Source organism: Synechococcus sp. MU1642, from assembly GCF_020514115.1.
GTDB lineage: Bacteria > Cyanobacteriota > Cyanobacteriia > PCC-6307 > Cyanobiaceae > Parasynechococcus.
Map to the genome: position 1 here is coordinate 18046 of NZ_VTKZ01000014.1, position 26358 is coordinate 44403.

Below are 26358 nucleotides of genomic sequence, written 5' to 3' on the forward strand. Positions count from 1 at the left end.
GCAGGTCGACCGTCCGTTGTGATCAGAGCTCAAGCCAGGCTTTCACTTTTTCGAGAGCCTTCCAGCCGGGCTTTCGCTCGAGCCCATCGGCGATCGAGGCCTTGAGTTCACTGGACACCTCAGGGGCCAGGGCCATCACCTGCTGCACCACCTGGATGTGGTCGCGCACGCCCTTGGATTGGGTCTCAAGCAACGCCAGGCTCAGATTGATCCTGGCCTGGGGGTCCTGGCCGTTGAGTTTCACGGCGAAACGTGCCGACCGCAGCGCCTCTTCCGCCTGGTCGCAAAGCAGCTGCAGCCAGGCCAGGCAGGTCCAGCCAGCCGATTGGCGAGGAGCGGCTTCAACGATGCGGGCGAAATCAGGCAGAACCTCTTCGGCCGCGGCGCCGGCCTGATAGCGGGCCATGGCCTGTTCAAACAGGCTGTCCTGGGAAGTCTCCATCAACAGGGAGAGGGCAGTGATCTCCCCTCAGATTCCCACGCGGCTTCGCTCATACGGCGAAGGAACTACCGCAGCCACAGGTCTGGCTGGCGTTGGGGTTGGTGAAGTTGAAGCCACCACCGATCAGGGCAGTGCTGAAGTCCAGCTGCATTCCGTAGATGTAAAGCAGGCTTTTCGGATCACAGATCACCCGGAAGTTCTGGCCATCAGCGGCCACGTATTCGTACATCTCGTCGTCGTCGAGGGTGTCTGAGGCGGGCACGAAATCCATCGTGTAACTCATGCCGCTGCAGCCCCCGGAGCGGACCCCGACGCGCAGCACTTGGTTCTCACCTTGTTCGCCACACAGCTTCGCCAGCTGCTGCATCGCGGGTTCAGTAATCAGGATGCCCTTGCCGTCTTTGGCGGTATGGGCCGGCGCGGTATCGGGGGTGGAAGTCATGGTCGACGCAGGCTCGTGCTCTCACTCTATGAACGCTCATACATAGAGTCGGTTTAGTTGACCAGATCTTGTGCGGGTCGCGATCGTTGGTTCCGGCCTCGCCGGCCTCTCCGCTGCAGTTGACCTCGTGGATGCAGGCCATGAGGTAAATCTCTACGAAGCCCGCCCCTTCATGGGCGGCAAGGTGGGCAGCTGGGTGGATGAGGGCGGTAACCACATCGAGATGGGGTTGCACGTCTTCTTTTTCAACTACGCCAACCTCTTTGCCCTGATGCGCAAGGTGGGAGCGTTCGAGAACCTTCTGCCGAAGCAGCACACGCACCTGTTCGTGAACAAGGGGGGTGATCTGCGGGAGCTGGATTTCCGCTTCCCCATCGGTGCCCCCTTCAACGGCCTCAAGGCGTTCTTCACCACACCGCAGCTCAGCTGGATCGACAAGCTGCGTAATGCCCTGGCCTTGGGTACCAGTCCGATCGTGCGGGGTCTGGTGGATTACGAGGGGGCGATGCGCACCATCCGAGCCCTCGACTCCGTCAGTTTCCAGGACTGGTTTGTGGGCCATGGCGGCAGCCCCGAAAGCATCCGGCGGATGTGGAATCCCATTGCCTATGCGCTGGGCTTCATCGACTGCGAGGCCATCTCCGCCCGCTGCATGCTCACCATCTTCATGATGTTCGCGGCCAAGACTGAAGCCTCCAAACTCAATCTGCTGAAGGGATCACCCCACCGCTGGCTGACGGGTCCGATTTTCGACTACATACAGCAGCGTGGGGGCAAGTTGCATCTGCGTCACCGGGTGAAGCAGGTGGATTACAACGAGGGTGACTCCCCTGAGATCACAGGCCTGCAGCTGGGAACGCCCGAAGGAGACATTCGTGTTGAGGCTGACGCCTACTTGGCTGCCTGTGACGTCCCCGGGATTCAGAAACTGCTGCCCGAGGCCTGGAACTGTTACCCCCAGTTCAAGGCGATTCATCAGTTGGAGGCCGTGCCCGTGGCCACCGTTCAGCTCCGCTACGACGGCTGGGTGACTGAGCTGGGCGATGCCCAGGAAGCCCAGCGCCGGGATGTGGCAACACCCACTGGGCTCAACAACTTGCTGTATACAGCTGATGCCGATTTCAGCTGTTTTGCTGATTTAGCCCTGGCCAGCCCTGAGGATTACCGCAAGGAGGGAGAAGGCTCCCTGCTCCAATGCGTGCTCACCCCTGGTGACCCCTGGATTCCAAAGTCGGTGGACGAGATCGTGGCCCACACCGACCACCAGGTGCGCGAGCTTTTCCCCTCGGCTCGCAACCTTAAGCTCACCTGGAGCAACGTGGTGAAACTGGCTCAGTCGTTGTATCGGGAAGCCCCGGGCATGGAGCCTTACCGCCCGGAGCAGCGCACGCCGATCCGTAATTTCTTCCTGGCCGGTAGTTACACCCGTCAGGACTACATCGATTCGATGGAGGGGGCCACGATGAGCGGTCATCTGGCAGCGGCTGCCATCCTCGATCAGCCTGCGAAGCTGGCCACCAACGCGGCGGTGGCCTGATGGGACGCTGGCTCGAACACACGGTCACCTCCGAGGTGCAGGCACCGGCTGCCAAGGTCTGGGAGGTCTGGAGTGATCTTGAAGCGATGCCCCGTTGGATGCGATGGATTGAATCGGTTAAGCCCCTGGAAGATCCCGATCTCACCGATTGGACCTTGGCGGCCCAGGGCTTCCGCTTCAGCTGGAAAGCCCGAATCACGCAGCGGGTCGAAGCCCAGCAATTGCACTGGGAATCGGTGGGGGGGCTGCCCACCAAAGGGGCTGTGCGTTTCTACCCCGAACCCAATGACCGCACTACGGTCAAGCTGAGTGTGACCTACGAATTGCCAGGGGTCTTGGCACCGCTCATGGAACCCAGCATTCTGGGGGGCATCGTGACCAAGGAGCTCCAGGCGAACCTCGACCGTTTCCGTGATCTGGTGGAAGCAGACGGCTGAGCGCTGGCTTGCCCTTGTTGCCGTGTTGGTGGTCGTGGGTGGCTGTAGCGGTGAAACGCCAACGGCCACAGTGCTGCTACCGGTTCCAGTGAAACCTGCGCTGCTGTCGGAAACTTCAGCACCGGCGGCTCCACCGATAGGCCTCAACCCTCTGCCTTCTGCTAAGGAGTTGCAGCAGGCTGCCCCCGGCGGACGTGCGGATCCCTTTGGCCCTCTGGTTGTTGCCGATGCTCAGGCCCCCCATGACCGGCCTCACCTTGACGGTGGTTCCGCTTGTGGGAAAACAGAAACGAGCCGTGGTGACCACCCCCACCGGTAGCGGTGTGATTTGTATGGGATCTGATGGCCGCTGCGGCGAGGATGCACCGGTGCTGCTTCCGAGAGGATGGTCGGTGCTCAGCATCGATGTGGCGCCCGGCTGCATTCGCCTGGCGATGAACGATGAGCCTCAGGATCCCTTCTGCATCGCCTGAGCGCAGGCTGCGGCTAACCCTTCGAGATCGTGGGGGTTGGCCTCAGCATCCATCCGGCCGAAGCATTGGAGGCAGCTGCGGCTGGTCTGGGGGCCGATTGAAATCACCTTTACCCCCTCCAACCGTTCAGCCCAGCCAGCGCCGAAGCGTTGCTCCAGCAGTTGCGCGGTGTGCTCCGCTGTCTTGCCGCTGCTGAAGGCGATGGCATCGACCCTGCCCTCTTCTAGGGCTGCTGCTGTTGGCTCCGGCATTGCGGCGGGGCAGCCGGACTCGTAGGCCGCCACTTCCACCACCCGCACCCCGGCCTCACCGAAGGCGTCCGCCAGCAGGGTGCGACCACCGCTTTGCACCCGTGGCAAAAGCATCTTGAGGCCCCAGCCCGAGACTGGGAAGTGATCGATCAAGCTGTCGGCCACGAAGCTCGGGGGCACGAAATCTGCGGCTGCCCCAATGTCGTCCAGCACCTGCGCCGTTTTGCGACCCACCGCCGCAATCTTGAGGCTGGCGGGGCGTCGGGCCAGGCAACGGCCGAGGCGCTGCAGCCGCTCCTCCACGGCCTGTACGCCATTGGCGCTGGAGAACACCAGCCAGTGAAAGCTTTCCAAGTCTTCGAGGGCATCATCCAGGGGGCCCCAGTGGTCGGGTGGTCCGATCACCAGGGCAGGAAGGTCCAGCACCGTTGCCCCAAGCTCTTCCAGTAGCTGTCTCGCGGCCCCCTGCTGGTCGGCCGCGCGGGTGACGATCACTGTTCGGCTCTGCAAGGGATGGCTCAAGCCACAGCCTCCCCGTTCAGCTTCACGATCCCCCGCACCTTCTCGCGCAGTTGCTCAGCCGCGTCTGCGCTTCCTTGCGCCTGAAGCAGGTTGATGGCGCGGATGAAGCTGCTGCGAGAGGCGTCGATGTTGCCGCCCATTAATTGGGCTACAGCATTGTTTTGATGGCACTCGGCGTTGTTGGGATCCAGGGTGAGAGCACGCCCATAGGCCTCCAGGGCGTGCGCGAGGTCGCCGCGCCTCCGCTGCATCAGCCCCAGGTTGTACCAGGCAAGGGCCACTTCAGGAGCACGCTGGGTGGCAGTTTGGGTGAGGCTGATGGCTTCCTCCAGGCCCCCCTGTTCCATCAGTCGGGCTGCCAGGTTGAGACGCGCTCCAAGACTCACCCTTGTGTCTAGGGGAATCTCGAGGGCTTGCCGGTAGCAGCTCACCGCTTGGGTGGGATCATTGGGGCTCAGGGCCATGCCCAGATTCAGCAGCAGCTCATAGCGTTCGGCACTGGCCGTCGCGCACTGCTTTAGGCCGTTTTGCAGTAGGGGGATGGCGTCTTCGGTCTTGCCTTCGCTGATCAACAGTCCCCCGAGCTTGGCGCTGGCGTAGGGATCACCGGGACGGTTCTTCAGATCGTTTTCCATCGCCCTCCGCAGCCGATCTGCCTTGTCGCTGCGGGCGAGCAGCTCAGGTCGGTAGCCGTCATGGAGGATTGCCGGCTCACTGCAATCGGCGATGCGCCACTGGAGTTCTGTCTCCAGCAGGGTGCGAACGCTGTCGTCGATCATCGAGTGGTACGGCCGGCTCCACTGGATCGAGGGGTGGCGGCGGAACAGACGACTGACGCTGGAATAGGGCGCCATGGCGGCCCCAACTTCGTAGCGCAGCAGGTTGATCACCAGCACATCGGGCTGGGCCATCAGGGCTTTGAGTGCGGGGATGGCCTCAGGTCGAAGCTGCTCGTCCGCGTCCAGCACCAGCACCCAGTCACCGTTGAGAAATTCAAGGGCCTGGTTGCGGGCTGGAGCGAAGTCACCCGGCCAGGTGATCTGTTCAACCCTGGCTCCAGCAGCCTTGGCAATAGCCACCGTGGCATCGGTGGAGCCGGTATCTACCAACACCATCTCGTCGGCGAAGCCCAGCACAGAGCGCAGACACTCTCCGAGACGCGCCTCTTCATCGCGCACGATCATCGAGAGGCTGAGCATGGGCAGGCTGGAGGTTGGCGCGAGATTAGATGCGGTTGGCCAGTGCAGTTGGTTGGCGGTGGTCAGTCGGTGAATGCACTGCTGTTGCAAGCTGGCGATGCGGTGGGGAACAGCGCGGTGAGTACTTGGTGCTGGGCTTCCTGCATCTGGCCTGCGGAATAGGCGGCAGGGCAGTCGCTGGGTAGAACAGGCTGCAGGCTGTCCCAGAGGTAAGGACTGCCGTAGATCACCACTCCCGCGAGTCGGTTGAGGGCGATCAGTTGTTGGATCGCTGCGGCCCAGGGTTCTTGGGCATCTCGCCCGGCGCGGAAGGGGTTGCCCCGCAGGAACAGCTGCAGCATCACTGCTCCATCTCCGAGGCGGTCCAGCGCCAGGGGAGCTTCCGGCTGGCCGCTCCAGGGCGACAGGCCCTCGCCATGCAGCACGATCGAGCGGAACCCCTGGGCTTCGGGGAGGCGCAGGGCCGGTGACCAGCCGCTGAGGACGGCTGCGCTGGGAAGCAGTGCATCCACGCGCACCAGGTTGATTCCTGCATTCGGTTGAACCGCTGCGCCGCTGACCGTGATGCTGTGACGCACCAGCTCAGTCTCAAGGGCTTGCTCGGCTGCGCTGACGATCGGACCTGAAGGTGTGCTGGTTGGGATCGATGCCAGCGCATGAGCCCGGCGCTGCACGCTCTCGTCCAACCTCGCGAGGGGTAGCCGGCCGCTGCTGAAACCGTCGCAGAGACCATCGATGGCGGCATCCGCATTCGCCGGCATCAGAATCAGATCGGCCCCGGCTTCAAAGGCCAGCACAGCTGCTTCGGCGGCGCCGTGTCGTGCGCTGATTGCTTCCATCACCAGGGCATCTGTCACCACCAGCCCGTTGAACCCCATCTGGCGCCGCAGCAGATCGGTGAGTACGGCTTTGGAGAGGGTGGCAGGCTGCTGCGGATCCAGTTCCGGAAGCACCAAATGGGCCGTCATTACGCTGTCCACACCGGCGGCAATGGCGGCACGGAAAGGCGGCAGTTCGATCTGCTCCAGCCGTTCGCGGCTGTGGGGCAGCACCGGTAAGTACAGATGGGAGTCTCTGGTGGTGTCACCGTGGCCGGGAAAGTGTTTGGCGCATCCAAGAACACCTGCTTGCTTCAGCCCCTCTAGGAAGGCCACAGCCAGGGCGCTGGCACTGTTGGGATCTTCGCCCCAGGCCCGCACATTGATCACTGGGTTGACGGGGTTGTTGTTGACGTCGCACACCGGGCCTAGCACCCAGTTCAGGCCGCAGCGGCGGGCCTGTTCGCCGGTGCAGCGGCCATAGCGCTCAGTCAAAGTCACGGCCAGCTCGGGCTCCCGCTGGTGGAGACGTCCGAGGGCCAGGGGCGGCACCAGCCAGCTGGCACCTTCGAAGCGCTGGCCAACGCCCTCTTCAACGTCTGCGCAGAACAGCAACCGTTGCTCACTCCAGCTCTGCAGTTGCTGGGTTCGTTGTTGCAGCTCCACGGCGCTGCCCCCCAGCAGAATAACGCCACCAACACCATCCCGCAGCAGACGCTGTAGTTCGCTCTTTGGAAGCTCCCACTGCGGGTAGCGACGCTGCTGGTCGCTTAGATGACCACTGGCCCGAACCACCAGCAGTTTTGCCACCCGGCGCCGCAGACTCTCATTCACTGGATTGTCAGTCGTCGGGCTGTTCATCACTGCCCGGTGGAATCTCGCCACGCTGCTGCCGCTCGTCTTCAAGGCGATTCAGCAGTCCCAGTACAGAGGTGCCGCGCTCCAGTCCCCGATCCAGTTGGAACACCACGTCGGGGGCGCGCCGCATCTGCAGCCGCCGCCCCAGTTCTCCCCGCAGGAAGCCGCTGGCGGCCTGAAGCCCCTCGAGCACTTTGTCGCGCTCCTGAGCTTCCCCGAAGACGCTCACGAAGATCTTGCAGTGCTGCAGATCACCGGACACCTCTACCTCGGTGATGCTCACCATGCCCTGGTGCACCCTTTCATCCCGGATGCCGTTGATCATCAGTTCGCTGACTTCTTTGCGGATCAGAGCGGCTACCCGCTCCACTCGACGCCCCTGTGCCATTACGCCATCGGTGCTGAATGCACCATGGCACGCAGCACCAATGTGAGGCTGATTCCCCCGCTGATCAAGGCGCCGATTAAGGCCACGGCAGTGATTGGATTGCTCCTGCGTGCGGCCAGGGGTTCAACGACGGAATTCATCACCCCGAGGGTGAAAGCCACCAAGTAGCGGGGGTAACGGGAGACATTGAGGAAAAATTCTTTCATATCCAGCTGTTGCAGTGAGTTAGAAGATCTTAGTAGAACTTCGAAGTTTCTCCGACATTGGCAACTGTCGCTGCACAGGTCACGCTCTGTAGCGGATTAGAGCGAGATGCAAGCAAGTATGGAGTGTATCCAATGAAAAAATGCGTGAGATCTTTCTTGCGCATTTATATGGTCGAGCGCTTCGGCACTGCGCTTATCATTGAGAAAGTTTCTCGAGATTTATTTTAACGGCGATATTGCCTTTATTTTGCCAAAATAGCTTTATAGAATTCCGTTGATTTTAAGGAATTCCCAAAACTTAAACGACTAAAATACAATATGAGTAGTTAGTCCATAAAAACCCCATAAAGATGTGCTATAAAAGGACACGTTAATATAAGCTAATGGGCAAGAAGCTTTCGCTTGGGCGTGCGACCCCTCGGCAAATTTGTTCACTCCTGTGCAAAATATCCTTAAGTTTTTTTGTTCTGCACATTGCGAGCGAGGCGCTGATAAACTTCTATGGGGTTTCAGAGAGTTTTTACCAAGATTTTTTTGATGCAATCAATCTCGACGAAGAGTTTAATTTACCCGCAATATACAGTGGTCTGTTGCTTTTTGTGTGCTCTTTATTGTTGAGCCAAATTGGTGTCTCGTGCAAAACAGCCGAAAGAAAAGATTGGATTTTGTTAAGCAGGGTGTTTTTATTTCTTTCATTTGATGAGGTTTTTCAAATACATGAGCTTTTTGTTGTCTCTGAATTGCGACAATACGTGCATCCCTCTCTTGCGTCAATCTGGGTGATTCCTTACGGAATTTTATTCTTGTTATTTTCGTTTAGGTTTGTGCCTTTTTTCCTGCGCCTTCGTGGGCAAATGTCTTTTTTACCATTCGTCGCTGGTGGTATTTATGTGTCGGGTGCCATAGCCGTCGAGGCTTTAAATAGTTGGCTTGTTAGGACAAGTCAAATATCCCGAAGTGGCTTTTATTATGAAGCAATTTCAGGATTTGAGGAATTATTCGAAATGCTCGGGGTGATTATCTTTTTGTATGCAATTTTGCTAGAGTTGCAATCCCGAAATGGTCGCTTAAGCTATATCTTTAGCGTAAGTAAATAGTAGGCAATTGCATCGAATTATTTGTTGATTTTGATTTTAATTGTATATAAGCGATCTTATCGACAAAATCTTCTTTGCTTTTGACCGCTTCTGAAACTTGCTAGCTATTGTGCTTGCCATCCTGGCTGTTTTGGACATGTTGGAACTGCATCAATTCCGCCATTCCGCATTTTGCCTCAAGGTGCGGATGGTGTTGCAGGCCAAGGGGCTGAGTTTCCGCACCGTGGAGGTGACCCCTGGCGTTGGTCAGGTGGCGGTGTTCCGGCTGTCCGGTCAACGGCAGGTTCCCGTGTTGGTTGATGGCGATCAGGTGATTGCCGACTCCAGCGCCATTGCGCTGCATCTAGATCAGCGGGAGCCGGACCCTGCCCTGATTCCTGTTGATCCGCGCCAGGCCGCCCAGGTGCATCTGCTGGAGGACTGGGCCGACACCACGCTGGCGATGGCGGGCCGATCTTCTCTGGTACAGGCCGCGGCACTCGACCCCGAGCTTCGGGTTGCTCTGCTGCCTGACGATCTGCCCGACCCCGTGCGTTCCGTGATGGGTGTGATTCCCGGCGGTTGGGTCAGCAACATCACCGAACTGGTCAACCAGAGGGAGCGCACCGAGCTGCTTGCCAGCTTGGAGCAGCTCGCCACATCCGTGCAGGCCAGCCCCTGGTTGGTGGGCGACTGCATGACCCTGGCCGATATCGCCGTTGCCGCTCAGTTGTCGCTGCTTTGCTTCCCCTCCTCTGCAGGCTCAGCCTTAGCAGGCAGGGGGGTACCTGGGCTGAGCGATCACCCCAAGCTCCAGCCGCTGTTCCAGTGGCGGGACCAGATCGAACTCAAATTGATGGAGCGGACCCTGGAAGAGGTGTGAAGCGCAATTGGTAGTGGTGCTGGGCGATGGCCTGATCCCGCAGGCTCTCGCCCGGTGAGGCGTAGCGCCCCTGCCACTGCTCAGCGCAGATGTCCTCGCCGCAACGGTTGTATCGGCTCAGAGTTTCGATCCGGCTCAGCCGAGGCGGGCCGGGAGCATGCAGGATCTGCAGCACCAACTCGTCGGCCAGGAAGGTGTCGGTGCTCGGGCGCTCCTGACGGCGGCCCGTCACCGTGGTTTCGAGATAGAGATCGCCTTTGAGTCGCGCGATTTGGCGGTTGGCGGAGTCGGGGTCTTCTTCGACCCCCAGCAGCTGCTCCCCAAGCAGGGCACGACCGATGGCCGTGGCATTGAAGCTGCGATCGCCGATCAGTCGACCGCGTCGATCGACTTGGAACCGTGCTTGATGCAGCAGTGGTGGAACGTCTGGGGCATCGAGATCAACGTTCTCCACCTGCCACACCCCAGCAAACCAGTCGGGATAGATCAGGTCGTCTCGATTCGAGGGCCGCGGCAAGGGTGCCGGCAGGCTCCAGTCGGGCCAACTTTTCAACCGCTGTTCAAGACCTCCCTGAGCCCAGGCGGGGCCGCCATTGAGCAGGATGGTGAGGCCGATCAGAAGCATCCAAAACCCCCGTTCCATGTCTGATCCCCTGATCCGTGCTCTTGATGACTATGTGGTGCTGGAGCCAGGCAAGCCGGAGCAGCTGCTCAGCGCTGCCGACACGTTGACATGGCTGAGCGGTTGGTTGCGCAACCTTGATCAGTTGCCGGCCGATTTGGCTGATCAACCCGATGAGGAATCAGCTGCTCAGCGGTTGATCGATACGGCCTGTGATTTGGAGATCAGCCCCGGGATGACTTTGCAGTGGTTTGCGGTGCGGTTGGAGCCGCCAACGGCTTGAGTTCAGTCGGACCGGCGTTGGGTCGGATCCTTCAGCAGGCTTGGCAGCAGTTGCAGGATCCCGTCAGCCACGGTCTCTGGAGTTTCCTCGTTGATGACCACCGTTAGATCGGCTTCGGCATAGAGGGGACGGCGCTCGTTCAACAGCGCGTTGAAAGCCGCTTCAGGATCTGAGGTCTGCAGCAGCGGGCGCACCGTGCTGTCTGCGTTCAACCGTTGCAGTAACTGATCGGGAACCACATCGAGCCAGATCACAATGCCGCTGTGCAGCAATCCCCAATTCTCCGGCTGGCTCACCACACCGCCGCCGGTGGCCACTACCAGGGAGTGGCGCTGACTGATGGCACTGAGCACTTGGCTTTCCAGGCTGCGGAAGCCCGCTTCGCCATCCCGATCAAAGATCTCCGGAATGCCGCAGCCGGCCGCTTGTTCGATTACCGCATCGGCATCCACAAAGCCGTAGCCCAGGCGTTCGGCCAGGGGTCGGCCAGTACTCGTCTTACCGCTGCCCATCATTCCCACCAGATAAAGACTGCGCCCGCCAAGACGCTGCTTGAGGGTGAGGGTGGAATCCGCCATGACTCAAAAACGGCAATAGCTCATTAGGATGCCTCGCGGCCGGAACGTCACATGACTGAAACGAAGTCACCAGCACGGCACGGCCAAGGTCGTGGTTGTGTCATTACCAGGAGGGCCTGTTTCAGTGCCAGCCATCGCTATTGGCTGCCCGAACTGTCAGCTGATGACAATGCTGCCCGTTTCGGGCCCTGCGCTATGGCTGCTGGCCATGGCCACAACTACGAGCTGATTGTGTCCATGGCTGGCGGTCTGGACGCCGACGGCATGGTGCTCAACCTTTCTGAGGTGAAGCACGCCATCCGCAATGAGGTGACGGGCCAGCTCGATTTCCGCTTCCTCAATGAGGCCTGGCGAGAATTTGACGTTTCCACCCCTGCAGGTTGCCTCCCCACCACTGAGGCCCTGGTGCGGGTGATTTGGCGACGCCTCAGCCCTCATCTGCCGATCACGGCGTTGCGCCTCTACGAACAACCGGGCCTTTGGGCCGACTATCTCGGACATCCCATGGACGCCTTCCTCACCATCCGCACCCACTTCGCCGCCGCTCACCGACTGGCCCGCCCGGAGCTCAGCCAGGAGGAGAACGAAGCGATCTACGGCAAGTGCGCCCGTCCCCACGGTCATGGCCACAACTATTTGGTGGATGTGACTGTGCGCGGTGAGATCGATCCCCGCACCGGCATGGTCTGCGACCTCTCCGCGCTGCAGCGCCTCGTGGATGATCTGGTAGTCGAGCCCTTCGACCACACCTTCCTCAACAAAGATGTGCCCTTCTTTGAGGAGTGCGTTCCCACGGCAGAGAACATTGCCCTTCATATCGCTGATCGTCTCTCCAGCCCGATTAAGGCCATCGGCGCCAGCCTCCACAAAGTGCGGCTGCAGGAGAGCCCGAACAATTCGGCCGAGGTCTACGCCGAAGCACCCCAGCTGGAGGTGTCTCCGGCAGCTCTCGATGCCGTGGCTGCCGTCTGATCGACGGCTTGATGCCACAACGCCCCACCCCTTCACGCCCCTTCGTTCGGCTGGTGCTGGCCATCAGCATCGATGGCCGCTTGGCTCCGCCGGATGGGGGTGCCGCCCAGCTGGGGGGTGAGGGCGACCGTCGTGCTCTGGAGCAGGCACTCGCCTGGGGGGATGCCTGCCTGATCGGTGCCGGAACCCTGCGGGCCCATCAGTGCACTTGTTTGATCCGCAACCCTCAGCTGCTTGAGCAACGTCGCCGCGAGGGGCGGGCGGAGCAGCCGGCTGCTGTGGTTGTGAGCCGATCCCCTGACTTCTCGAGCACCTGGCGTTTCTTTGATCAGCCGCTTCAACGTTGGCTGCTGGCTCCTGAGCCTGTGGATCAAGGCTTTGATCGTTGGTTGCCTTTGGCACCAACCTGGCTGGAGCGGCTCAATGAGCTTGGAGAAGCTGGGATTCAGCGTCTGGTGCTTCTGGGTGGCGCCCAACTCAGCGCCGATCTGTTGCAAGCCGATTGCGTCGATGCGCTTCAGCTCACCTTGGTGCCCCAGCTCCTAGGCGGCCGCTTCAGTTGGTTGCCTTGCACCGATGCGCGGTTGCCAGCTGCTTTGACGCAACTGGGTGCTTGGCAGTCCGACGGCGCTGAGGATCTCGGGGATGGGGAGTGGCTTGTTCGCTACCAAAGGATCCGTCCTGGTTAAGGTCATCGCAACAAGGCCAAAGACACCGTCGCAATGACGTCACTCACGGCCCGCTGGCATCGCTCCATCAACGAAATCCCGGAGCAGCAGTGGAACAGCCTGGTGGGAGCCGACGCGATCCCCTTTTACCGATGGAGCTGGCTGGAGGCTTTGGAAAGCTCAGGCAGCACCGTCCCCGAGCAGGGCTGGCAGCCCCTCCATCTGGCCCTCTGGCGCGATGACACGCTGATTGCGGTAGCTCCTCTGTTCCTCAAGGGCCACAGCTATGGCGAGTTTGTGTTCGACCAGACCTTTGCCCGTCTTGCGGCGGATCTGGGGCTGCGCTACTACCCCAAGCTCCTAGGCATGAGTCCGGTCAGCCCCGTGCTGGGCTACCGCTTCCATGTGCGATTTGGAGAAGACGAGGCTCTGCTCACCCGGGAGTTGTTGCGGGCGATCGATCGCTTCTGCGAACAGAACGGCATCCTCAGCTGCAATTTTCTCTACGTGGATCCGCAGTGGCGGCCCCTGGCGGAAGCCGCCGGTTGTGCCGCTTGGCTGAATCAGCAAAGCCTGTGGAGCCGCGGCGATGACCAGAGTTTTGAGGATTACCTCAAGGGCTTCAATGCCAACCAGCGCCGCAACATCAAGCGGGAACGCAAGGCTGTAGCCAAGGGCGGGATCACCGTGACACCCCTCAGCGGCGACCAGCTGGACCTGGCGCTGTTGCAGACCATGCATCGCTTCTATGAGCAGCACTGTGCTCGCTGGGGACCGTGGGGCAGCAAGTACCTGGAGGAGAGCTTTTTTCAAGCGTTGGCACGGCTGCACCGCGATCAGCTGGTGCTCTTTTCAGCCCATCGCGGTGATCCGCTCGATCCGGTGGCGATGTCGATGTGCGTGCAGGACGGTCGTCAGCTTTGGGGCCGCTACTGGGGCAGCCACGAGGAGGTTGATTGTCTTCACTTCGAAGTCTGTTACTACGCCCCGATCGAATGGGCCCTGGCCAATGGCATCGTCAGCTTTGACCCTGGAGCTGGCGGCAGCCACAAACGCCGGAGAGGCTTTGTCGCACGTCCCCACGCCAGCCTGCACCGTTGGTATCAGCCCCAGATGGATCAATTGATCCGCACCTGGTTGCCCAAGGCGAATGGCTTGATGCTGGAGGAGATCGAGGCCATCAATGCGGACCTGCCCTTCAAAGCGGAACCTCAGGCCTTGGCTTTGTAGGTTGAAGGCATGACCACCACCCCGGAAGCACCGGCATCCACCGCCGCGGCGATGGATGCTCTGGATCAGCGACTTTCCCAGCGGTTCATCGCTCTGGATCCCAGTGGCTATTTCTTGATCAAGCTGGATCGTGAAGCCGCCGAACTGGTGCTGGAGCGTTACTGCAACACCATCGATGACAAGGGGTTGGCCAGGGATTCGGAAACCGGTGAGGTGTTGCGCTGCGACGGCGGCAATCCTCCACGGCGTCCCTCAGCCGTCTATCGCGGCAATACAGCTAAACAGCTGGGCATTCAGCTCACGGAAGGCGAAGGCCCACACCCGGTCACTTGCCTCGACCATGCTCTCTATCTGGGGAGGGAGTTGCAGAAGGCCGAGCAGTGCCTGCGCGATGGCACGGTCTATGTCCAGGACTAACGATCAGGCGGGCTGCAGTTCTTTTGTTGCCGTGGATTCAACCGGTCTCCCCCCGTTCCAGGGCATCTAGGAACATCGACAGGGTGTTTTCCCCTTCGTCGAGAATTTTTTCGTAACTCCAGAAAGTCTTCGGGAACTCTGGATAAACGAAAAGAGTGCGCATGGCCTCGGGCGTTGGTGGATGGACGTCTGGTTGGCCTTGCTGGAGATACTTTTCAATCGGTGTCAGCTGCTCACAAACCCAAAGCGCACTGGCCTGAACCCAGGCCAGTGGGTGATCTAATGGTGATCACCTCCGTACTTGCACATGGGCGTCGGCATCTATCTCGGCCTGGTTGGTTCTGGTCTGGTGACGGCTTTTGTGCTCACCAAGCTGCTCAAGGGAATCAAGCTCATCTAAGAGGCTCCAACGTTTTCGCACCTCGCTTTCGCATCCAGAGCACAGCCACAGCAGCGCTGAGCCCACCCGTGACTGTGAAAGCCGTGGAGAGGCTGCTGATCATCACCATCAGGGCAACGATCAATCCACTGATCCCGCCTCCGCCCAGGAAGGCGATCTGGCTAAGCCCAGCCATGCGACCGCGCATCACCTGCGGTGAGCCGATCTGACTGATCAAGTTGCAGCTGCTCAGCAGCCCTGCTGTGCCGGTGCCGATCAGAAATGCCATGGCCAGGCAGAAGAAAGGCCCTGGCGTCCGGGCCATTCCCAGCTGGGCCACTGCGGTAATCAAGCCAAAGCCCCCGAGGGTGAGGAACGGGCGCCGGCAGAAACGCTGGCTGTTGCGTTGCAGCACCAGGCCGCCCACGATGCTGCCGCTCGCCAGCACGCTGGTGAACAGCCCCAGATCCGTGGGCTTGGGCCCCAGTTGATCGAAGGCAATCAACGGGGCTAGTCCCGGGTGATAAAACCCGATCAGACACAGCACTGCGGTGAAGCTGAGCACCCCCTGCATGGTGCTGCCGCACTGGCGCCAGGCATTGAGCAAGCTGGCGTCTCGGCCGCCGCTGCTCCGCACTTCCTGATCCCTATTCGGGTTGAGCATGAACGTCACACTGGCGATTGGCAGGAGATAGCTGGCCGCATCAATGCCCAGGGCCCAGGCCGGGCCAGTGGCCGCCAGCAACAACCCGCCGATCGGGGGGCCCACCAGCTTGCCCACGTTGAACACCACCGAAAAGCTCGTGAGGTAGCCCGCCAGCTGGTCGGGGCGTTCCACCAAAATTGAGCAGTATTTGTTGCGAGCCGTCAGCTCGTAGGCTCCTGCGATTCCTACCAGCAGGGTGCTGAACAGCAGCAGCAGTACCTGGGCTGTGCCTTCCAGCAGGGGGATCGCCAGGGCTCCTAGGCCAGAAGAGGCCAGCAGTGCCCATTGCGCCTGAACCAGCACCTGTTCACAGCCAACGCGGTCGGTGCGCACTCCCGCAGGACCACTCACCAGCAGTGTGGGCAGCGATAGCGCGGCGAAGTTCAAGGCAAGCACGAAGGGATCCACGCCCCCTTTCATCAGAATCCAGCCCTTGGCGGTGATGCCGGCGAAAGAACCCGCCGTGCTCATGCCGGAGGCGATCAGAAAAAGCTGGCGTTGATGTTCGGCCCGCAGTTGGAGAAGGGTCAACCCTGGCGTCTCGCTGCGGCCACCATGGCGCGGGCACCAACAACCCGCCCGCTGAGGTCGTAGATGTCGGCCCCGGTGATCTCTACTGGTACCAGGCTGCCTGGAGCGGCCTGCTGACCATCGTCGCCGGGTTGCACCCGCACTTCACCGTCCACTTCGGGTGCAAAGCGGGCGCAGCGACCGATCATTTCGCCGTTTTGCGGGTTGTGCTGTTCGATCAGCACGTCAACAGTGCGCCCTACCCAGCGGCTGTTCCGTTCCGCCGAAATGGGTTGTTGCAGAGCCATCAGTGCATCCTTGCGGGCCTGAGCCACCTCGGGATCGACGCGATCTGGCAGGTCGGCAGCTGCCGTGCCGTCCTCAGGGGAAAAGGTGAACACACCCACGTGATCAAAGCGCTGGTGCTCGAGGAAGCCCATCAGATGTTGGAAGTGCTTTTCGGTTTCGCCAGGGAACCCCACGATCAGCGTGGTGCGCAGCACCGCGTCGGGGAGTTGTTCGCGGATCTGATCCAGCAGGCGGTCGTTCACATCCGCCTGCCAGGGGCGATTCATCGCCCGAAGCACCTCCGGATGGCTGTGTTGCAACGGCAGATCGAGATAAGGCACCACATTGGGCACCTCCCTGTAAGCGGCCAGCACATCTGGGGTCAGACCGGTGGGATAGGCGTAGTGCACCCGGATCCAAGGGATCTCCACCTCGCCCAGGGCCCGCAGTAGTTCTGCCAGCTTGGGTTTGCCGTAAAGGTCAAGGCCGTAGTTGGTGGTGATCTGGCTGATCAGGATCAGCTCCTGCACCCCCTGTTCGGCCAGTTGGTGGGCTTCGGCCACGATCGATTCAATCGGTCGGCTGCGCTGATCTCCCCGTAGCTTCGGAATGATGCAGAAGGCGCAGCGATAGTCGCAGCCTTCAGCCACTTTGAGGAAGGCCACTGCTTGGTCGGTGGTGCGCTGGCGCGGCAGGTGTTCGTCACCCACAAAGGTGGGAACGGCGCTGACCTGGTTCACCCGCTCCCCCGCTTCCACCCGTTGCAGCACATCCACGATGTGCTGGTAGTCGCCGGTTCCCACGATGGCTTTGGCCTCGGGGATCGACTCCAGCAACTCCTCCTGGAAATGCTGGGCCAGGCATCCCGCGATGATTAATTCCTTTCCCTGTTCCGCCAGACCCACCAGGATGCGAACCGATTCTTCGCGGGCGTCCTGGATGAAGCTGCAGGTGTTCACCACCACCACGGCGGCATCGCGTTCATCGGTGCTGACGCCATAGCCCGCTTCCGCCAGCAGCCCCACCATGTGTTCGGTGTCTACCCGATTTTTTTCGCAGCCCAGGTGGGCGAAGGCGACCTTCGGTTTCGTCGGGGTGCTTGTCATCACGTCGCCGGCAGGCCAATGATCAGCCTACGAAGCGGTCTGATCACGCCAGAACTGACAGAATCTGATCACTTGAAGATCAAGGATGGGCACCACCCGTCTCATCAGCCGTCGCCGCCAGGATTCCGGGGCTAAGTGGTCTCGCATTGCCATGGCGGTGCTGGCAACTGCAGGGTTGATCGACACCGGTTCGATCACCCTGAAGCGCTGGGGTCTGCTCGGCAACCTCACCTGTCCGATGGGGGCCGATGGCTGCGACAAGGTGCTCAACAGTGCTTGGGGGACGCTCTTCGCCGGGATTCCGCTGTCGATGGTGGGGGTGTTGGCCTACGGGGCCGTGCTGCTGATGGCGCTGCTGCCTTTGCTGCCTGGGCTGCAGGAGAACAAGAGCGACCTGTCACGCCGCACCTGGTGGGGCCTGTTCACGGTTTCTCTGGCTATGGCTGTCTTCAGCGGTGTGCTGCTGGGGGTGATGATGCTCAAGATTCAGGCCTTCTGCTTCTTCTGCGTTCTCTCCGCAGGGCTGTCACTCGCCCTGTTCGTGTTGTCCATCGTTGGTGGCGGTTGGGACGACTTGGGGCAGCTGCTATTTCGCGGCGTGCTTCTGGCCCTGACGGTGCTGTTGGGGGGCTTGATTTGGGCGTCTGTGGTGGATCCGAATCGGCCAGAGGCCGTGGCCAGCGGATCCGGCGTCGCACCGCTTGTCACCACCAAGAGCACGCCAGCTTCGATTGCCTTGGCTGAGCACCTCACCAGCAGCGGCGCCGTGATGTACTCCGCCTACTGGTGCCCCCACTGCCATGAACAGAAGGAGTTGTTCGGCAAGGAGGCCTCCGATCAGCTGAAGGTGGTGGAGTGTGCGCCGGATGGTGAGAACAACCAGGTCGAACTGTGCCGCAGCAAAGGATTGGAGGGTTTCCCTAGCTGGGAGATCAACGGCAGTATTGATTCCGGGGTGAAAGGGCTCGACGCCCTGGCGGAACTCAGCGGCTACAAGGGCGACACCGAATTCTGAATCAGGGATGCTCTTAGTCCCGGACGGCACGGGTGATGATGCCTCGCTGCCGTTGCTGCCGGGAATGCTGCATCCATTGCGGCAGCGGGGCGGGAGCATCGCTGCGGTAGTGCCCTCCTCGACTTTCTTCGCGAAACATGCAGGCCTCCAGCATCAGACGGCTTGTCAGCAACCTGTGGTGGAGATCCAGCAACAGGTTTAGATCGCGTCGGCTGCTTTCAGCTAAATGCCTGGGGGCACAGGGGTCCTCCTGCAGGAGGGCTTGCAGCAGCGCCTGCTGCTCCAGGTGCTGTTCGTCGGTTTTGACTTTGCCGATGGCCTGGCGCAGTCCAACGGCGGATCGTTCCACCCCTGCCCGTCGCCAGCAGAGCTGTCGAAGCTGCTCGATCGCGTCTATCAATTGCGAGCTGCTGCCGCCGTCGAGGTCCAAAGCGAGCTTTTGCGATGTGCCTTGGGCGCGGGCCGTTGGGACGGGGCCGAGCTCGATCTCTTTGAGGCGATGGGCGAACACCAGGCATTCCATCAGGGAGTTGCTGGCCAGTCGGTTGGCGCCATGCAGGCCAGTGCATGCCACCTCCCCCACGGCATAGAGCCCCGGCAGCGTGGTGGCGGCCTGCAGGTCTGTGGCCACACCTCCCATCCAGTAGTGGGCGGCTGGGGCCACGGGGATCGGCTGTTCCAACGGATTCAGTCCGAGTTCGTCGCAGCGGTCCAGGATTGTTGGAAAGCGTCGCTCCGCCTGGTCGCGTGGGATGGCGGCGAAGTCGAGCCACATCTGTTTCACCTGCTGCCGCTGCATGGCCTGCATCAAGGCTCGGCTCACCTGGTCCCGCGGTGAGAGGTCGCGTTGGGGCAGGTGGGCCACAGGGCTGCCTCCGAGTGCATCCACCAGCACCCCGCCCTCGCCACGAACTGCTTCGGAGATCAGAAAGCAGGGGGCGTCATCCAGGCGGATGGCCGTTGGATGGAACTGGACGAATTCCAGATCTTCCACGGCTGCGCCTGCCTGCCAAGCGAGAGCGATGCCTTCGCCGCAGGCCTGGGCAGGGTTTGTGGTGTTTGCGAACAGATGGCCACCCCCGCCGCTGGCCAGCACCACGGCGCGAGCTTCGATCCCGTGAAGATGTGCCCCATCCAGCACCTGTATGCCGCAACAGCGCCCATCGCGCACCAGCAGCTGCGTTACGCGAACGCCGCGGCGGTGCAACAACCCCGGCCGCTGCTCTACACGATCCCGCAGCACATCCACCAGGGCTCGCCCGGTGCGGTCTTGCACATGCAGCACTCGTCTGTGGCTGTGGGCTGCTTCCAGGGTGGTGGCCAGGCCGTCCTGATCCCGGTCGAAGGCCATCCCCAGCTGCCCCAGGCGCTCCACGCAATGGGGTGCCTCATGTACCAACAGCCGCACCGCATCGCCATCACAAAGGCCGGCTCCAGCCAGAATGGTGTCCTCCGCATGGTTTTCGGCGCTGTCCTCTTTGCGGGTCACTGCGGCGATGCCCCCCTGGGCCCAGCGGCTGCAGGAACGCCGTCCTGTGTTGCGGTTGAGCAGCAGCACCTTGAGCCCAGGGGGCAGATCAAGGCAGGTCATCAAGCCAGCAGCCCCGGCACCGATCACTACCACGTCCCAGGGACCTGAGGGGATGGGATCAGAGCTGCGGGGCTGGGTCATCAAGGGGACAAAAAAACCGCCGGTGGTCCGGCGGTTCAACCAGTTACAACCAGTGTGACGGAGTTAAAAATCAGCGGTATTGGCCGTCATTGATGCGGTCGTCGCCCTCGTTCAGAGCAATTGAGGGAGGGGTGACGGTGAAGTTGTCGCGGTACTTAGCGAACAACTCCTGCTGACGCTCGGTCAGATCAAGCGACAGCACATCGTCGACGCTGTCGTAAGGACCACCCAGAACGATCTTTCCAGCCATGGTCGGATACATCCCAGGGAACTGCTGGAAACGCCGGACGGAAGAATTGTTGAGGTCAACTTTTCCTTCACGTTCAGCGATCTTGTCGTCAACAACGTTGCGGATCACGTTGCCGGAATACTTGTCGCGAAGGTCGTCTTCGGCGTGGACGCTGCTGGGAAGCACAAGGCCTGCCATCAGACTTGCCATAACCAGGGCGCCGGTCAGCCAGCTCAGAAGCCGCTTCATCTCAACTCTCGATCAGGGGGGTCGGAACGGGTCGACCGGCGGTGCCGGCTCCGGAAGACTACAAGTCGTTGCGCCGTTCAAGCCCCTGAATCGGTGGAGCTTTTGCAGTTCGTTTCACTCGATCAGGCCACTTAGCCCGGGCTGCAGCAAGGCCGAAAGCAGGAACAAGCCGTCCACCCACAGGGTGGTGATTAAGACGGCAGCTGCCATGGATCCAGCATCACCTGCGAAACCGCTGATGTTTTTGCTCAGGCGACGCCCAGCCATCAGCACCAGGAGTGCTGAGATCAGCAGGGTGGCAAGAGGGAGGGGTTGGAGCAGATACACCCCCGCTTGATGAAGCAGTAGCGGCGCTTGATCCAGGGAGGCGGTTACCACCGCGGGCCAGAACTGCATCACTCCGGTGGCCGCCATGGCCAGGTCTGTACAGGCTGTGCCCACCAGGGACGACAGATAAAACGTCGCCGCCAGGCGCCAGCGCCCTTGTAGGCCTCCCAGGGCCACAGGTAAAGCGAAAGCTTCCACCGGTAGGTGCAGTACGGGATGGGCTCGCAGCCAACCCCAGAAAATACAACCCGCGAGCCAGCTTCCGCTGAAGCCCACCATTAGTGAACCCAGGTCGGATGCCGTCTGGGAGCGGCTCTGATGCAGTACAAGGCCGGCTGCAATCAGCACCGCAGTGAACAACGTGGCCGAAAACGGATCCAGTCGCACCCAGGGAGCTTGAAGGAACACCGGCAGCACCACCATTGCTGCGGCGATGCGGGCCACAGGGAAGGACCACGACCGCGCGGGGGCTGAGGTTTGCCAGGTACCGCCGATCAAATGTCCATTGTGAAGAAAGTCACGGAACCTTAGAAGACATCTCCAAGTGACGCGGCTGACATGCCCGCTACGCCTGCCGGGGATACCGTCAAAGCGACATATATATGTTGATGGCGGACCCCTCTGCATCCCTCACCCTGCTTGAGGCCTGCTGGCGTGATCTGGTGTTGGGGGTGATCCAAGGGCTCACTGAATTTCTGCCGATCAGCAGCACCGCCCATTTGAAGGTGGTTCCTGAGCTTTTGGGTTGGGGCGATCCGGGTGTCTCCGTGACCGCTGCCATTCAGCTGGGCAGTGTCATTGCCGTCATCGCCTATTTCTGCACCGATCTCAGCCAGGTGCTGCGGGGTATCAGCCGCGCCTTTCGCTATGGCCAGTGGCGTGAACCAGAGGCGCGTCTTGGGTTCGCCATGGTGTTGGGCACCCTGCCGATTTTGCTGATCGGTTTAGGGATCAAATTCACCTGGGCCCAGGGCTATGAACATTCACCCCTGCGCAGTATTCCCTCTATTGCCATCGTCTCGATTGTGATGGCGCTGCTGCTGGCCCTGGCTGAACGGGTCGGCGCTCGGCGCAAGCAGCTTCCAGTGGTTTCAGGTCGTGATGGCCTTCTGGTGGGACTGGCCCAGGCGCTTGCGTTGCTCCCGGGGGTGTCGCGTTCCGGCAGTACCCTTACAGCGGCTCTATTCGACGGCTGGCAGCGTGCTGATGCAGCCCGCTTTTCCTTTCTCTTGGGCATTCCCGCCATCACCATCGCGGGTCTGGTGGAGCTCAAGGATGCTTTGAGCGCTAGCCCTAGCACCGGTCCCCTGCCGTTGCTGGTCGGAATTGGTTCGGCTGCAGTGGTGTCGTGGCTGGCGATCGATTGGTTGCTGAATTTCCTGCAGCGCAACAGCACCTGGCTTTTTGTCGCCTACCGGCTGCTCTTCGGGCTGCTGCTGCTGGTCTACTGGGGCGTTTACGGCGCACACTGAGTTCAGATGAAGCCGGCTTGTGTGGAATGAGCCATCCGCCGGGGTTGCTGTTGCAGCTCTGGATCCAAGTAGCAATGGTCGTCAACCGCAGCCGGCGGTGGTGGCGTCCGTGGAGCCCGGCTCGATTGGGGAGGAGCTGGGTTTTGAGCCGGGCGATCAGTTGCTCAGTATCAATGGCATTCGCCCACGCGATCTGATCGATTACCGCTACCTCTGCGCGGAGGAGGAGCTTTGTCTTGAGGTGCGTGATGCAAAGGGTGCGCTGCATCGGGTGGAGCTGGAGAAAGATGCCGATGAAGGCCTTGGGCTGGCCTTCACCGAGGCTCTCTTCGATGGCTTGCGCCAGTGCAACAACAACTGTCCTTTCTGTTTCATCGATCAGCAGCCCCCTGGGCGGCGCGACAGCCTGTATCTCAAAGACGACGATTATCGGCTGAGTTTTCTGTACGGCTCCTATCTGACGCTCACCAACTTGGGCGAGGCCGACTGGAAGCGGATTGAGGAGCAGCGCTTATCGCCTTTGTTTGTTTCGGTGCATGCAACGGATCCCGAGTTGCGCTCACGACTGCTGGTGAATCCGCGGGCTGCCCAGGTAATGGACCAATTCGCCTGGTTTGACCAGCGTGATCTACAGATCCATGCCCAGGTTGTCGTTTGCCCAGGGCTGAACGACGGTCCTGCCCTGGAGAGAACGCTGAACGACCTCGCCTCCTTCGCGGCAGGCCCTCTGCCGGCGGTGCTGTCTGCGGCGGTGGTGCCGGTGGGGCTCACCCGCTTCAGGCCGGCGGACGACGGCTTGGCTCCTGTGGATCTTGACTGCGCCCGCAGGGTGATTGCTCAGGTGGAACCTATGCAGCAGCATTTTCAGGAGGTATTGGGCACCCGTTTTGTTTGGCTCTCCGATGAGTGGTATTTGTTGGCGGGATTGCCTTTGCCTCCCCGGGATAATTACGAGGATCTCCCGCAGCAGGAAAACGGCGTAGGCAGCATCCGTGCCTTCCTTGAAGCATTGGATGCCGCAACTGAGGATTTGCCCAGCATCGTCCCTGGGCCCCGTCGTTGCAGCTGGGTGGTCGGACAAATCGTGGCTCAGGCGTTGCAGCCTGTGGCTGAACGGCTGAATGCTGTTGATGGCGTCGAGTTTCATCTGATCGGGTTGCCGAGTCCCTATTGGGGGCAAGAGCAGGTGGTGACCGGACTGCTGACGGGACAGGATCTGCTCACTGGCCTGCAGGGTCAAGAGCTGGGCGATGAGCTGCTGCTTCCGTCGGTGATGCTGCGACAGGGGGAGCCTGTCTTTCTGGATGACATGACCCTGGAGGCCCTGGCCGCACAGCTGCCGGTCCCCATCCGGATCGTGCATGGGGCGGCTGACATCGTGGCCTCGGTTTTGGATGCACTAGGAAAAAGTCCCTAAGCTCAGCTAAATACTTTTTGTGTTGTGCGCCGGATCACTGCGGGTATCTGCCTCGTTGCTGGCGTTGTTTTAACCGATTTTCTCCCTGCTCTCAGCGAACACGCTGTTCAGGCTGAGTCTGCCTTGGTTGACCAGACAATGCTCCCGGATGCGATTGATCTGAAGGGTGCTCGTCCCAAGGCAGACCCCTCAAGTTTTCCTCCAGCAGTGGATGCTTTGCCGCCATCCCTCGAAAATCTGGTTGCTCCTCCACCTTTGGCTCTTCCAGATGTTCCCTCTCAGGTGCGCATCCATGAGCTGCGTCCTCTCACGCTCACAGAAGCCATTCAGCTGGCCGAGGTCAATAGCCCAACACTGAAGGCTGCGGCTAGTCAGGTTGATCAAGCGAAATCATCTTTGCGTGCAGCTGTTGCCGCCTGGTATCCCACCATCGACCTGTCTGCAAGCGGTCTCCCTGAATACTTTGCTTCCTACTCCTATCGGAACCCAGATTTCGTCACCACAGATCCTCTGACAGGCAATCCCAACAATGAGCTCTATGGCCGCGAGTGGCGGGTCAATGGCAGCTTGCAGTTCAGTTGGGATCTGATTAACCCCGCCCGCGTTCCTCAGATTGCTGCAGCTCGAGATCGCTTCGAGCGAGCCGGGGACTCCTATTTAATTGCTCTTCGTGATCTTCGTCTCGAGGTGCAGACGGCCTACTTCGCGCTGCAGCAAGTCGATGAAGGCGTACGTATCGGCCAGGACTCTGTTAAAGCGTCACTGGTCAGCTACCGCGATGCGCGGGCGCGTTTCAACGCAGGGGTGAATACAAAGCTGGAGGTCCTCGAAGCGGAGACCCAGCTGGCTCGTGATCGCAACATCCTGACAACCAATCTGCGTGATCAGGACACTCAGCGCCGCAACCTGGCCAGTCTGCTCGACCTCCCTCAGGACGTCACTCCCACCGCCGCGACGCCCTCGTCACCCTTGGGGTTATGGGAGCCCTCACTTCAAGAAAGCATTATTGCTGCTTACAACTACAGCGAAGAACTCGATCAACTGATCCTTGACATCTCGATCAACAACAGTCAAGCCAATGCGTCCCTTGCGGCAGTGCAGCCTGTCCTGAGATTCGTGAATTCCACCTCGGTGTCGCGCACGGAAGGGCAAAACGGCCAAACTTCTTTAGGTGATATCGATATGGGGGATTTCACTTATGGTGTGCAGAACAGCACTGCCCTGACAGCGAGCTGGCGCTTGTTTGATGGTGGGCGTGCTCGTGCTGAATACAGGCGCTCTAAGCAGGCTGCGGAAGAAAGCCGCCTCAATTTTGCGAGAACTCGCGATCAGATCCGTCTTCAGGTGGAGAGAAGCTTTTTTGGTTTGCGAGCCGCCATTCAGAGTATTGACACCACAGCCACCGAGGTTCTTTCATCACAAGAATCTCTTCGGCTGTCTCAGCTGCGAGTCCAAGCGGGCGTTGGGGTTCAGAGAGAGGTGGTTAACAGCCAGCGTGATCTCACTCAGGCTGAGTTGAAATACGCCCGTGCCATTAATGATTACAACACCAATTTGGCGACCCTTCAGCGCCGCACAGGACTGGATGCCTTGATCGCCTGCAACGCGGTCTCCCTACCTGGGACCAAGCCAGAGCCTGATCAAGAACCGATTCCTATTGAGCCAAGGCCGCTCAAGACCGCCTGTCCATCTGTGGCTACTGGAGGTTCGTCGGTAAATCAAACTAATGACAGTCCTGTTCAGCCTCCGTGGTGACGTTGGTGCTCAGTGACGATCAACTGGGCGCCGTTCATCTGTTGCTGAATCGCATCCGTGCTCGTCAACTCCAAGATTTTGGCCAGATCGGTTCCGATGTAAAGCCTGATGGTTCGTTAATCACAGATTGCGATCGCTGGAGTGATGCAGCTTTGGTGGAGGGGTTGGCAAGCATCGCCCCTGGGGAGGGTGTCCTCAGCGAGGAGGGATCAAAAACAGTTCCTACGTCGCGGGCCTATTGGGTGGTTGATCCCCTAGATGGAACCACTAACTTTGCGGCCGGCATTCCCTATTGGGCGATTTCGGTGGCGCGCTTCGTCGATGGTCGTCCCAGTGAGGTTTTCCTGGATGTGCCAGCGCTGGACCAACGCTTTGTCGCTTTGCGTGGTCGCGGTGCCACACGAAACAATCAACCGCTGACGTCGGAGACCCGAGCCTTGGCCACCAGTGCCTGTGTTTCGCTCTGCAGCCGCTCGATTCGTGTGCTGCAGCGCAAGCCTGATCAGCGCTTCCCAGGAAAGATTCGTCTTTTTGGTGTCGCCAGCCTCAATTTGGTGAGTGTTGCGATGGGTCAGACCATCGCTTCACTGGAGGCCACGCCAAAGATTTGGGATCTGGCAGCTGCATGGTTGGTGCTTGACGAACTGGGTTGTCCGATTCGCTGGTTGGATGCCGATCCTGCGCAGCTCTCTCCTGGAGAAGACGTCGCTGACAGTGGATTCCCGATGTTGGCGGCCGGTTCATGGGCTCATTTGGCGTGTTTCCTCCCCTGGGGAGAGGCTCTGGTGCAGCGCTGAAACATTGCTATTGCACCCCAGAAGGTGGTGGTGTTATGGTTTTGTCTTGCGCGGGAGCCGAGAGGCTGTTGCGCAAGCCGAAGCGCTTGAGGCGAAAGCCTTGATGTGTCTGAGGCGACTTACGAGACCAAGAG

Annotated in this window: 31 protein-coding genes; 16 read left to right on the plus strand and 15 right to left on the minus strand. The window is 60.4% G+C overall.

The features are described 5' to 3' along the window. Positions 1-22: 22 nt before the first annotated feature. Both FZZ85_RS10885 and FZZ85_RS10890 read right to left on the minus strand, forming a co-directional pair. Positions 23-442, minus strand: coding sequence for a hypothetical protein (locus FZZ85_RS10885; RefSeq protein ID WP_226415129.1), 420 nt, complete (start codon positions 440-442; stop codon positions 23-25). A 49-nt stretch (positions 443-491) separates the two neighbouring features. Then, positions 492-884 carry an iron-sulfur cluster assembly accessory protein gene (locus FZZ85_RS10890; RefSeq protein WP_226415132.1) on the minus strand — a complete coding sequence of 131 codons (393 nt, stop codon included), beginning with the start codon at positions 882-884 and terminating at the stop codon, positions 492-494. Between the two features lie 70 nt (positions 885-954). Here FZZ85_RS10890 and zds point away from each other — a divergent pair, with 70 nt between their 5' ends. From zds to FZZ85_RS10905, 3 genes are all read left to right on the plus strand, one after another. Further along, a complete protein-coding gene (gene zds, locus FZZ85_RS10895; protein WP_226415135.1) occupies positions 955-2421 on the plus strand; it encodes a 9,9'-di-cis-zeta-carotene desaturase in 1467 nt (488 codons plus the stop codon). After that, a complete protein-coding gene (locus FZZ85_RS10900) occupies positions 2421-2858 on the plus strand; it encodes an SRPBCC family protein (RefSeq protein ID WP_226415137.1) in 438 nt (145 codons plus the stop codon). The genes zds and FZZ85_RS10900 overlap by 1 nt, the downstream gene beginning before the upstream one ends. 194 nt (positions 2859-3052) lie before the next feature. Beyond that, a complete protein-coding gene (locus FZZ85_RS10905) occupies positions 3053-3331 on the plus strand; it encodes a hypothetical protein (RefSeq protein ID WP_226415140.1) in 279 nt (92 codons plus the stop codon). On the opposite strand, the gene FZZ85_RS10910 is transcribed toward FZZ85_RS10905, so the two are convergent. From FZZ85_RS10910 to FZZ85_RS10930, 5 genes are all read right to left on the minus strand, one after another. Beyond that, positions 3307-4104 (minus strand): uroporphyrinogen-III synthase, encoded by a 798-nt coding sequence (locus FZZ85_RS10910; protein ID WP_226415143.1) that lies wholly within the window; start codon positions 4102-4104, stop codon positions 3307-3309. The genes FZZ85_RS10905 and FZZ85_RS10910 overlap by 25 nt on opposite strands. Further along, a complete protein-coding gene (locus tag FZZ85_RS10915; protein ID WP_226415146.1) occupies positions 4101-5303 on the minus strand; it encodes a glycosyltransferase in 1203 nt (400 codons plus the stop codon). The genes FZZ85_RS10910 and FZZ85_RS10915 overlap by 4 nt, the downstream gene beginning before the upstream one ends. 62 nt (positions 5304-5365) lie before the next feature. Continuing rightward, a complete protein-coding gene (locus FZZ85_RS10920) occupies positions 5366-6982 on the minus strand; it encodes a glycoside hydrolase family 3 N-terminal domain-containing protein (RefSeq protein WP_226415149.1) in 1617 nt (538 codons plus the stop codon). Next, the gene (rbfA, locus tag FZZ85_RS10925; RefSeq protein WP_226415151.1) at positions 6963-7367 is read right to left on the minus strand and encodes a 30S ribosome-binding factor RbfA; all 405 of its coding nucleotides are present in this window, start codon (positions 7365-7367) and stop codon (positions 6963-6965) included. Before rbfA ends, FZZ85_RS10920 begins: the two co-directional genes overlap by 20 nt. Beyond that, the gene (locus tag FZZ85_RS10930) at positions 7367-7573 is read right to left on the minus strand and encodes a DUF751 family protein (RefSeq protein ID WP_226415153.1); all 207 of its coding nucleotides are present in this window, start codon (positions 7571-7573) and stop codon (positions 7367-7369) included. The genes rbfA and FZZ85_RS10930 overlap by 1 nt, the downstream gene beginning before the upstream one ends. Before the next feature lie 383 nt (positions 7574-7956). On the opposite strand from FZZ85_RS10930, the gene FZZ85_RS10935 reads away from it, so the two are divergent. Both FZZ85_RS10935 and FZZ85_RS10940 read left to right on the plus strand, forming a co-directional pair. Continuing rightward, the gene (locus tag FZZ85_RS10935) at positions 7957-8670 is read left to right on the plus strand and encodes a hypothetical protein (protein ID WP_226415155.1); all 714 of its coding nucleotides are present in this window, start codon (positions 7957-7959) and stop codon (positions 8668-8670) included. Between the two features lie 136 nt (positions 8671-8806). Continuing rightward, positions 8807-9532, plus strand: coding sequence for a glutathione S-transferase family protein (locus tag FZZ85_RS10940; protein WP_226415190.1), 726 nt, complete (start codon positions 8807-8809; stop codon positions 9530-9532). Here FZZ85_RS10940 and FZZ85_RS10945 read toward each other — a convergent pair. Next, positions 9498-10175 (minus strand): DUF6816 family protein, encoded by a 678-nt coding sequence (locus tag FZZ85_RS10945; RefSeq protein WP_370631187.1) that lies wholly within the window; start codon positions 10173-10175, stop codon positions 9498-9500. The two genes, FZZ85_RS10940 and FZZ85_RS10945, sit on opposite strands and share 35 nt — an antisense overlap. Here FZZ85_RS10945 and FZZ85_RS10950 point away from each other — a divergent pair. After that, positions 10174-10437 (plus strand): chlororespiratory reduction protein 7, encoded by a 264-nt coding sequence (locus tag FZZ85_RS10950; RefSeq protein ID WP_226415159.1) that lies wholly within the window; start codon positions 10174-10176, stop codon positions 10435-10437. The two genes, FZZ85_RS10945 and FZZ85_RS10950, sit on opposite strands and share 2 nt — an antisense overlap. Positions 10438-10439: 2 nt before the next feature. Here FZZ85_RS10950 and FZZ85_RS10955 read toward each other — a convergent pair whose 3' ends face one another. Next, positions 10440-11015, minus strand: a complete 576-nt coding sequence (locus FZZ85_RS10955; RefSeq protein ID WP_226415161.1) for a shikimate kinase — start codon at positions 11013-11015, stop codon at positions 10440-10442. Positions 11016-11066: 51 nt separating this feature from the next. Here FZZ85_RS10955 and FZZ85_RS10960 point away from each other — a divergent pair, with 51 nt between their 5' ends. From FZZ85_RS10960 to FZZ85_RS10975, 4 genes are read left to right on the plus strand one after another with little or no spacing between them, the layout of a single operon-like run. After that, on the plus strand, positions 11067-11987 hold the full coding sequence (locus FZZ85_RS10960) for a 6-carboxytetrahydropterin synthase (protein WP_226415163.1): 921 nt from the start codon (positions 11067-11069) through the stop codon (positions 11985-11987). A gap of 11 nt (positions 11988-11998) precedes the next feature. Then, positions 11999-12676, plus strand: coding sequence for a dihydrofolate reductase family protein (locus FZZ85_RS10965; protein ID WP_226415165.1), 678 nt, complete (start codon positions 11999-12001; stop codon positions 12674-12676). A gap of 33 nt (positions 12677-12709) precedes the next feature. After that, complete coding sequence (locus FZZ85_RS10970) at positions 12710-13885, plus strand: GNAT family N-acetyltransferase (protein ID WP_226415167.1); 1176 nt, start codon at positions 12710-12712, stop codon at positions 13883-13885. A gap of 9 nt (positions 13886-13894) precedes the next feature. Next, positions 13895-14302: a DUF4346 domain-containing protein gene (locus FZZ85_RS10975; RefSeq protein ID WP_226415169.1), complete on the plus strand. Its 408-nt coding sequence runs from the start codon at positions 13895-13897 to the stop codon at positions 14300-14302. A gap of 37 nt (positions 14303-14339) precedes the next feature. Here FZZ85_RS10975 and FZZ85_RS12095 read toward each other — a convergent pair whose 3' ends face one another. Continuing rightward, positions 14340-14465: a hypothetical protein gene (locus FZZ85_RS12095; protein ID WP_255616190.1), complete on the minus strand. Its 126-nt coding sequence runs from the start codon at positions 14463-14465 to the stop codon at positions 14340-14342. A 144-nt stretch (positions 14466-14609) separates the two neighbouring features. Between FZZ85_RS12095 and FZZ85_RS10980 the strand changes: the two genes are divergently transcribed. Next, positions 14610-14702 (plus strand): hypothetical protein, encoded by a 93-nt coding sequence (locus tag FZZ85_RS10980; protein ID WP_011365270.1) that lies wholly within the window; start codon positions 14610-14612, stop codon positions 14700-14702. On the opposite strand, the gene FZZ85_RS10985 is transcribed toward FZZ85_RS10980, so the two are convergent. Together FZZ85_RS10985 and rimO are read right to left on the minus strand one after the other, a co-directional pair. Continuing rightward, entirely contained in the window at positions 14695-15918 is a 1224-nt protein-coding gene (locus tag FZZ85_RS10985) for an MFS transporter (RefSeq protein WP_226415171.1), read from the minus strand. The two genes, FZZ85_RS10980 and FZZ85_RS10985, sit on opposite strands and share 8 nt — an antisense overlap. After that, positions 15915-17291, minus strand: coding sequence for a 30S ribosomal protein S12 methylthiotransferase RimO (gene rimO, locus FZZ85_RS10990; RefSeq protein ID WP_226415174.1), 1377 nt, complete (start codon positions 17289-17291; stop codon positions 15915-15917). Before rimO ends, FZZ85_RS10985 begins: the two co-directional genes overlap by 4 nt. Positions 17292-17376: 85 nt before the next feature. Between rimO and FZZ85_RS10995 the strand changes: the two genes are divergently transcribed. After that, positions 17377-18306: a vitamin K epoxide reductase family protein gene (locus tag FZZ85_RS10995; RefSeq protein WP_226415176.1), complete on the plus strand. Its 930-nt coding sequence runs from the start codon at positions 17377-17379 to the stop codon at positions 18304-18306. A gap of 13 nt (positions 18307-18319) precedes the next feature. Here FZZ85_RS10995 and nadB read toward each other — a convergent pair whose 3' ends face one another. From nadB to FZZ85_RS11010, 3 genes are all read right to left on the minus strand, one after another. Next, positions 18320-19978: an L-aspartate oxidase gene (nadB, locus tag FZZ85_RS11000; protein ID WP_226415192.1), complete on the minus strand. Its 1659-nt coding sequence runs from the start codon at positions 19976-19978 to the stop codon at positions 18320-18322. 70 nt (positions 19979-20048) lie between these two features. Next, the gene (gene psbU / locus FZZ85_RS11005) at positions 20049-20456 is read right to left on the minus strand and encodes a photosystem II complex extrinsic protein PsbU (protein ID WP_186493929.1); all 408 of its coding nucleotides are present in this window, start codon (positions 20454-20456) and stop codon (positions 20049-20051) included. A 114-nt stretch (positions 20457-20570) separates the two neighbouring features. Then, positions 20571-21281 (minus strand): DUF3120 domain-containing protein, encoded by a 711-nt coding sequence (locus tag FZZ85_RS11010; RefSeq protein WP_226415178.1) that lies wholly within the window; start codon positions 21279-21281, stop codon positions 20571-20573. Between the two features lie 110 nt (positions 21282-21391). On the opposite strand from FZZ85_RS11010, the gene FZZ85_RS11015 reads away from it, so the two are divergent. Genes FZZ85_RS11015 through FZZ85_RS11030 form a run of 4 tightly spaced genes read left to right on the plus strand, consistent with a single transcriptional unit; the run spans position 21392 to position 26224 of the window. Beyond that, positions 21392-22255, plus strand: coding sequence for an undecaprenyl-diphosphate phosphatase (locus FZZ85_RS11015; RefSeq protein ID WP_226415180.1), 864 nt, complete (start codon positions 21392-21394; stop codon positions 22253-22255). A gap of 19 nt (positions 22256-22274) precedes the next feature. Beyond that, entirely contained in the window at positions 22275-23672 is a 1398-nt protein-coding gene (locus FZZ85_RS11020; protein ID WP_226415182.1) for a TIGR03279 family radical SAM protein, read from the plus strand. A gap of 24 nt (positions 23673-23696) precedes the next feature. Continuing rightward, on the plus strand, positions 23697-25427 hold the full coding sequence (locus FZZ85_RS11025) for a TolC family protein (RefSeq protein ID WP_226415184.1): 1731 nt from the start codon (positions 23697-23699) through the stop codon (positions 25425-25427). Then, entirely contained in the window at positions 25421-26224 is an 804-nt protein-coding gene (locus tag FZZ85_RS11030) for an inositol monophosphatase family protein (protein ID WP_226415186.1), read from the plus strand. The genes FZZ85_RS11025 and FZZ85_RS11030 overlap by 7 nt, the downstream gene beginning before the upstream one ends. The last annotated feature ends 134 nt before the right edge of the window (positions 26225-26358 follow it).

What these genes read in the sequence shown, in the direction of transcription:
- FZZ85_RS10885 (WP_226415129.1), bottom strand. Translation starts at nt 442, where the DNA reads ATGGAGACTTCCCAGGACAGCCTGTTTGAACAGGCCATGGCCCGCTAT.
- FZZ85_RS10890 (WP_226415132.1), bottom strand. Translation starts at nt 884, where the DNA reads ATGACTTCCACCCCCGATACCGCGCCGGCCCATACCGCCAAAGACGGC.
- FZZ85_RS10900 (WP_226415137.1), top strand. Translation starts at nt 2,421, where the DNA reads ATGGGACGCTGGCTCGAACACACGGTCACCTCCGAGGTGCAGGCACCG.
- FZZ85_RS10915 (WP_226415146.1), bottom strand. Translation starts at nt 5,303, where the DNA reads ATGCTCAGCCTCTCGATGATCGTGCGCGATGAAGAGGCGCGTCTCGGA.
- FZZ85_RS10920 (WP_226415149.1), bottom strand. Translation starts at nt 6,982, where the DNA reads ATGAACAGCCCGACGACTGACAATCCAGTGAATGAGAGTCTGCGGCGC.
- rbfA (WP_226415151.1), bottom strand. Translation starts at nt 7,367, where the DNA reads ATGGCACAGGGGCGTCGAGTGGAGCGGGTAGCCGCTCTGATCCGCAAA.
- FZZ85_RS10930 (WP_226415153.1), bottom strand. Translation starts at nt 7,573, where the DNA reads ATGAAAGAATTTTTCCTCAATGTCTCCCGTTACCCCCGCTACTTGGTG.
- FZZ85_RS10935 (WP_226415155.1), top strand. Translation starts at nt 7,957, where the DNA reads ATGGGCAAGAAGCTTTCGCTTGGGCGTGCGACCCCTCGGCAAATTTGT.
- FZZ85_RS10940 (WP_226415190.1), top strand. Translation starts at nt 8,807, where the DNA reads ATGTTGGAACTGCATCAATTCCGCCATTCCGCATTTTGCCTCAAGGTG.
- FZZ85_RS10950 (WP_226415159.1), top strand. Translation starts at nt 10,174, where the DNA reads ATGTCTGATCCCCTGATCCGTGCTCTTGATGACTATGTGGTGCTGGAG.
- FZZ85_RS10945 (WP_370631187.1), bottom strand. Translation starts at nt 10,175, where the DNA reads ATGGAACGGGGGTTTTGGATGCTTCTGATCGGCCTCACCATCCTGCTC.
- FZZ85_RS10955 (WP_226415161.1), bottom strand. Translation starts at nt 11,015, where the DNA reads ATGGCGGATTCCACCCTCACCCTCAAGCAGCGTCTTGGCGGGCGCAGT.
- FZZ85_RS10960 (WP_226415163.1), top strand. Translation starts at nt 11,067, where the DNA reads ATGACTGAAACGAAGTCACCAGCACGGCACGGCCAAGGTCGTGGTTGT.
- FZZ85_RS10965 (WP_226415165.1), top strand. Translation starts at nt 11,999, where the DNA reads ATGCCACAACGCCCCACCCCTTCACGCCCCTTCGTTCGGCTGGTGCTG.
- FZZ85_RS10970 (WP_226415167.1), top strand. Translation starts at nt 12,710, where the DNA reads ATGACGTCACTCACGGCCCGCTGGCATCGCTCCATCAACGAAATCCCG.
- FZZ85_RS10975 (WP_226415169.1), top strand. Translation starts at nt 13,895, where the DNA reads ATGACCACCACCCCGGAAGCACCGGCATCCACCGCCGCGGCGATGGAT.
- FZZ85_RS12095 (WP_255616190.1), bottom strand. Translation starts at nt 14,465, where the DNA reads ATGCGCACTCTTTTCGTTTATCCAGAGTTCCCGAAGACTTTCTGGAGT.
- FZZ85_RS10980 (WP_011365270.1), top strand. Translation starts at nt 14,610, where the DNA reads ATGGGCGTCGGCATCTATCTCGGCCTGGTTGGTTCTGGTCTGGTGACG.
- rimO (WP_226415174.1), bottom strand. Translation starts at nt 17,291, where the DNA reads ATGACAAGCACCCCGACGAAACCGAAGGTCGCCTTCGCCCACCTGGGC.
- FZZ85_RS10995 (WP_226415176.1), top strand. Translation starts at nt 17,377, where the DNA reads ATGGGCACCACCCGTCTCATCAGCCGTCGCCGCCAGGATTCCGGGGCT.
- nadB (WP_226415192.1), bottom strand. Translation starts at nt 19,978, where the DNA reads ATGACCCAGCCCCGCAGCTCTGATCCCATCCCCTCAGGTCCCTGGGAC.
- psbU (WP_186493929.1), bottom strand. Translation starts at nt 20,456, where the DNA reads ATGAAGCGGCTTCTGAGCTGGCTGACCGGCGCCCTGGTTATGGCAAGT.
- FZZ85_RS11015 (WP_226415180.1), top strand. Translation starts at nt 21,392, where the DNA reads ATGGCGGACCCCTCTGCATCCCTCACCCTGCTTGAGGCCTGCTGGCGT.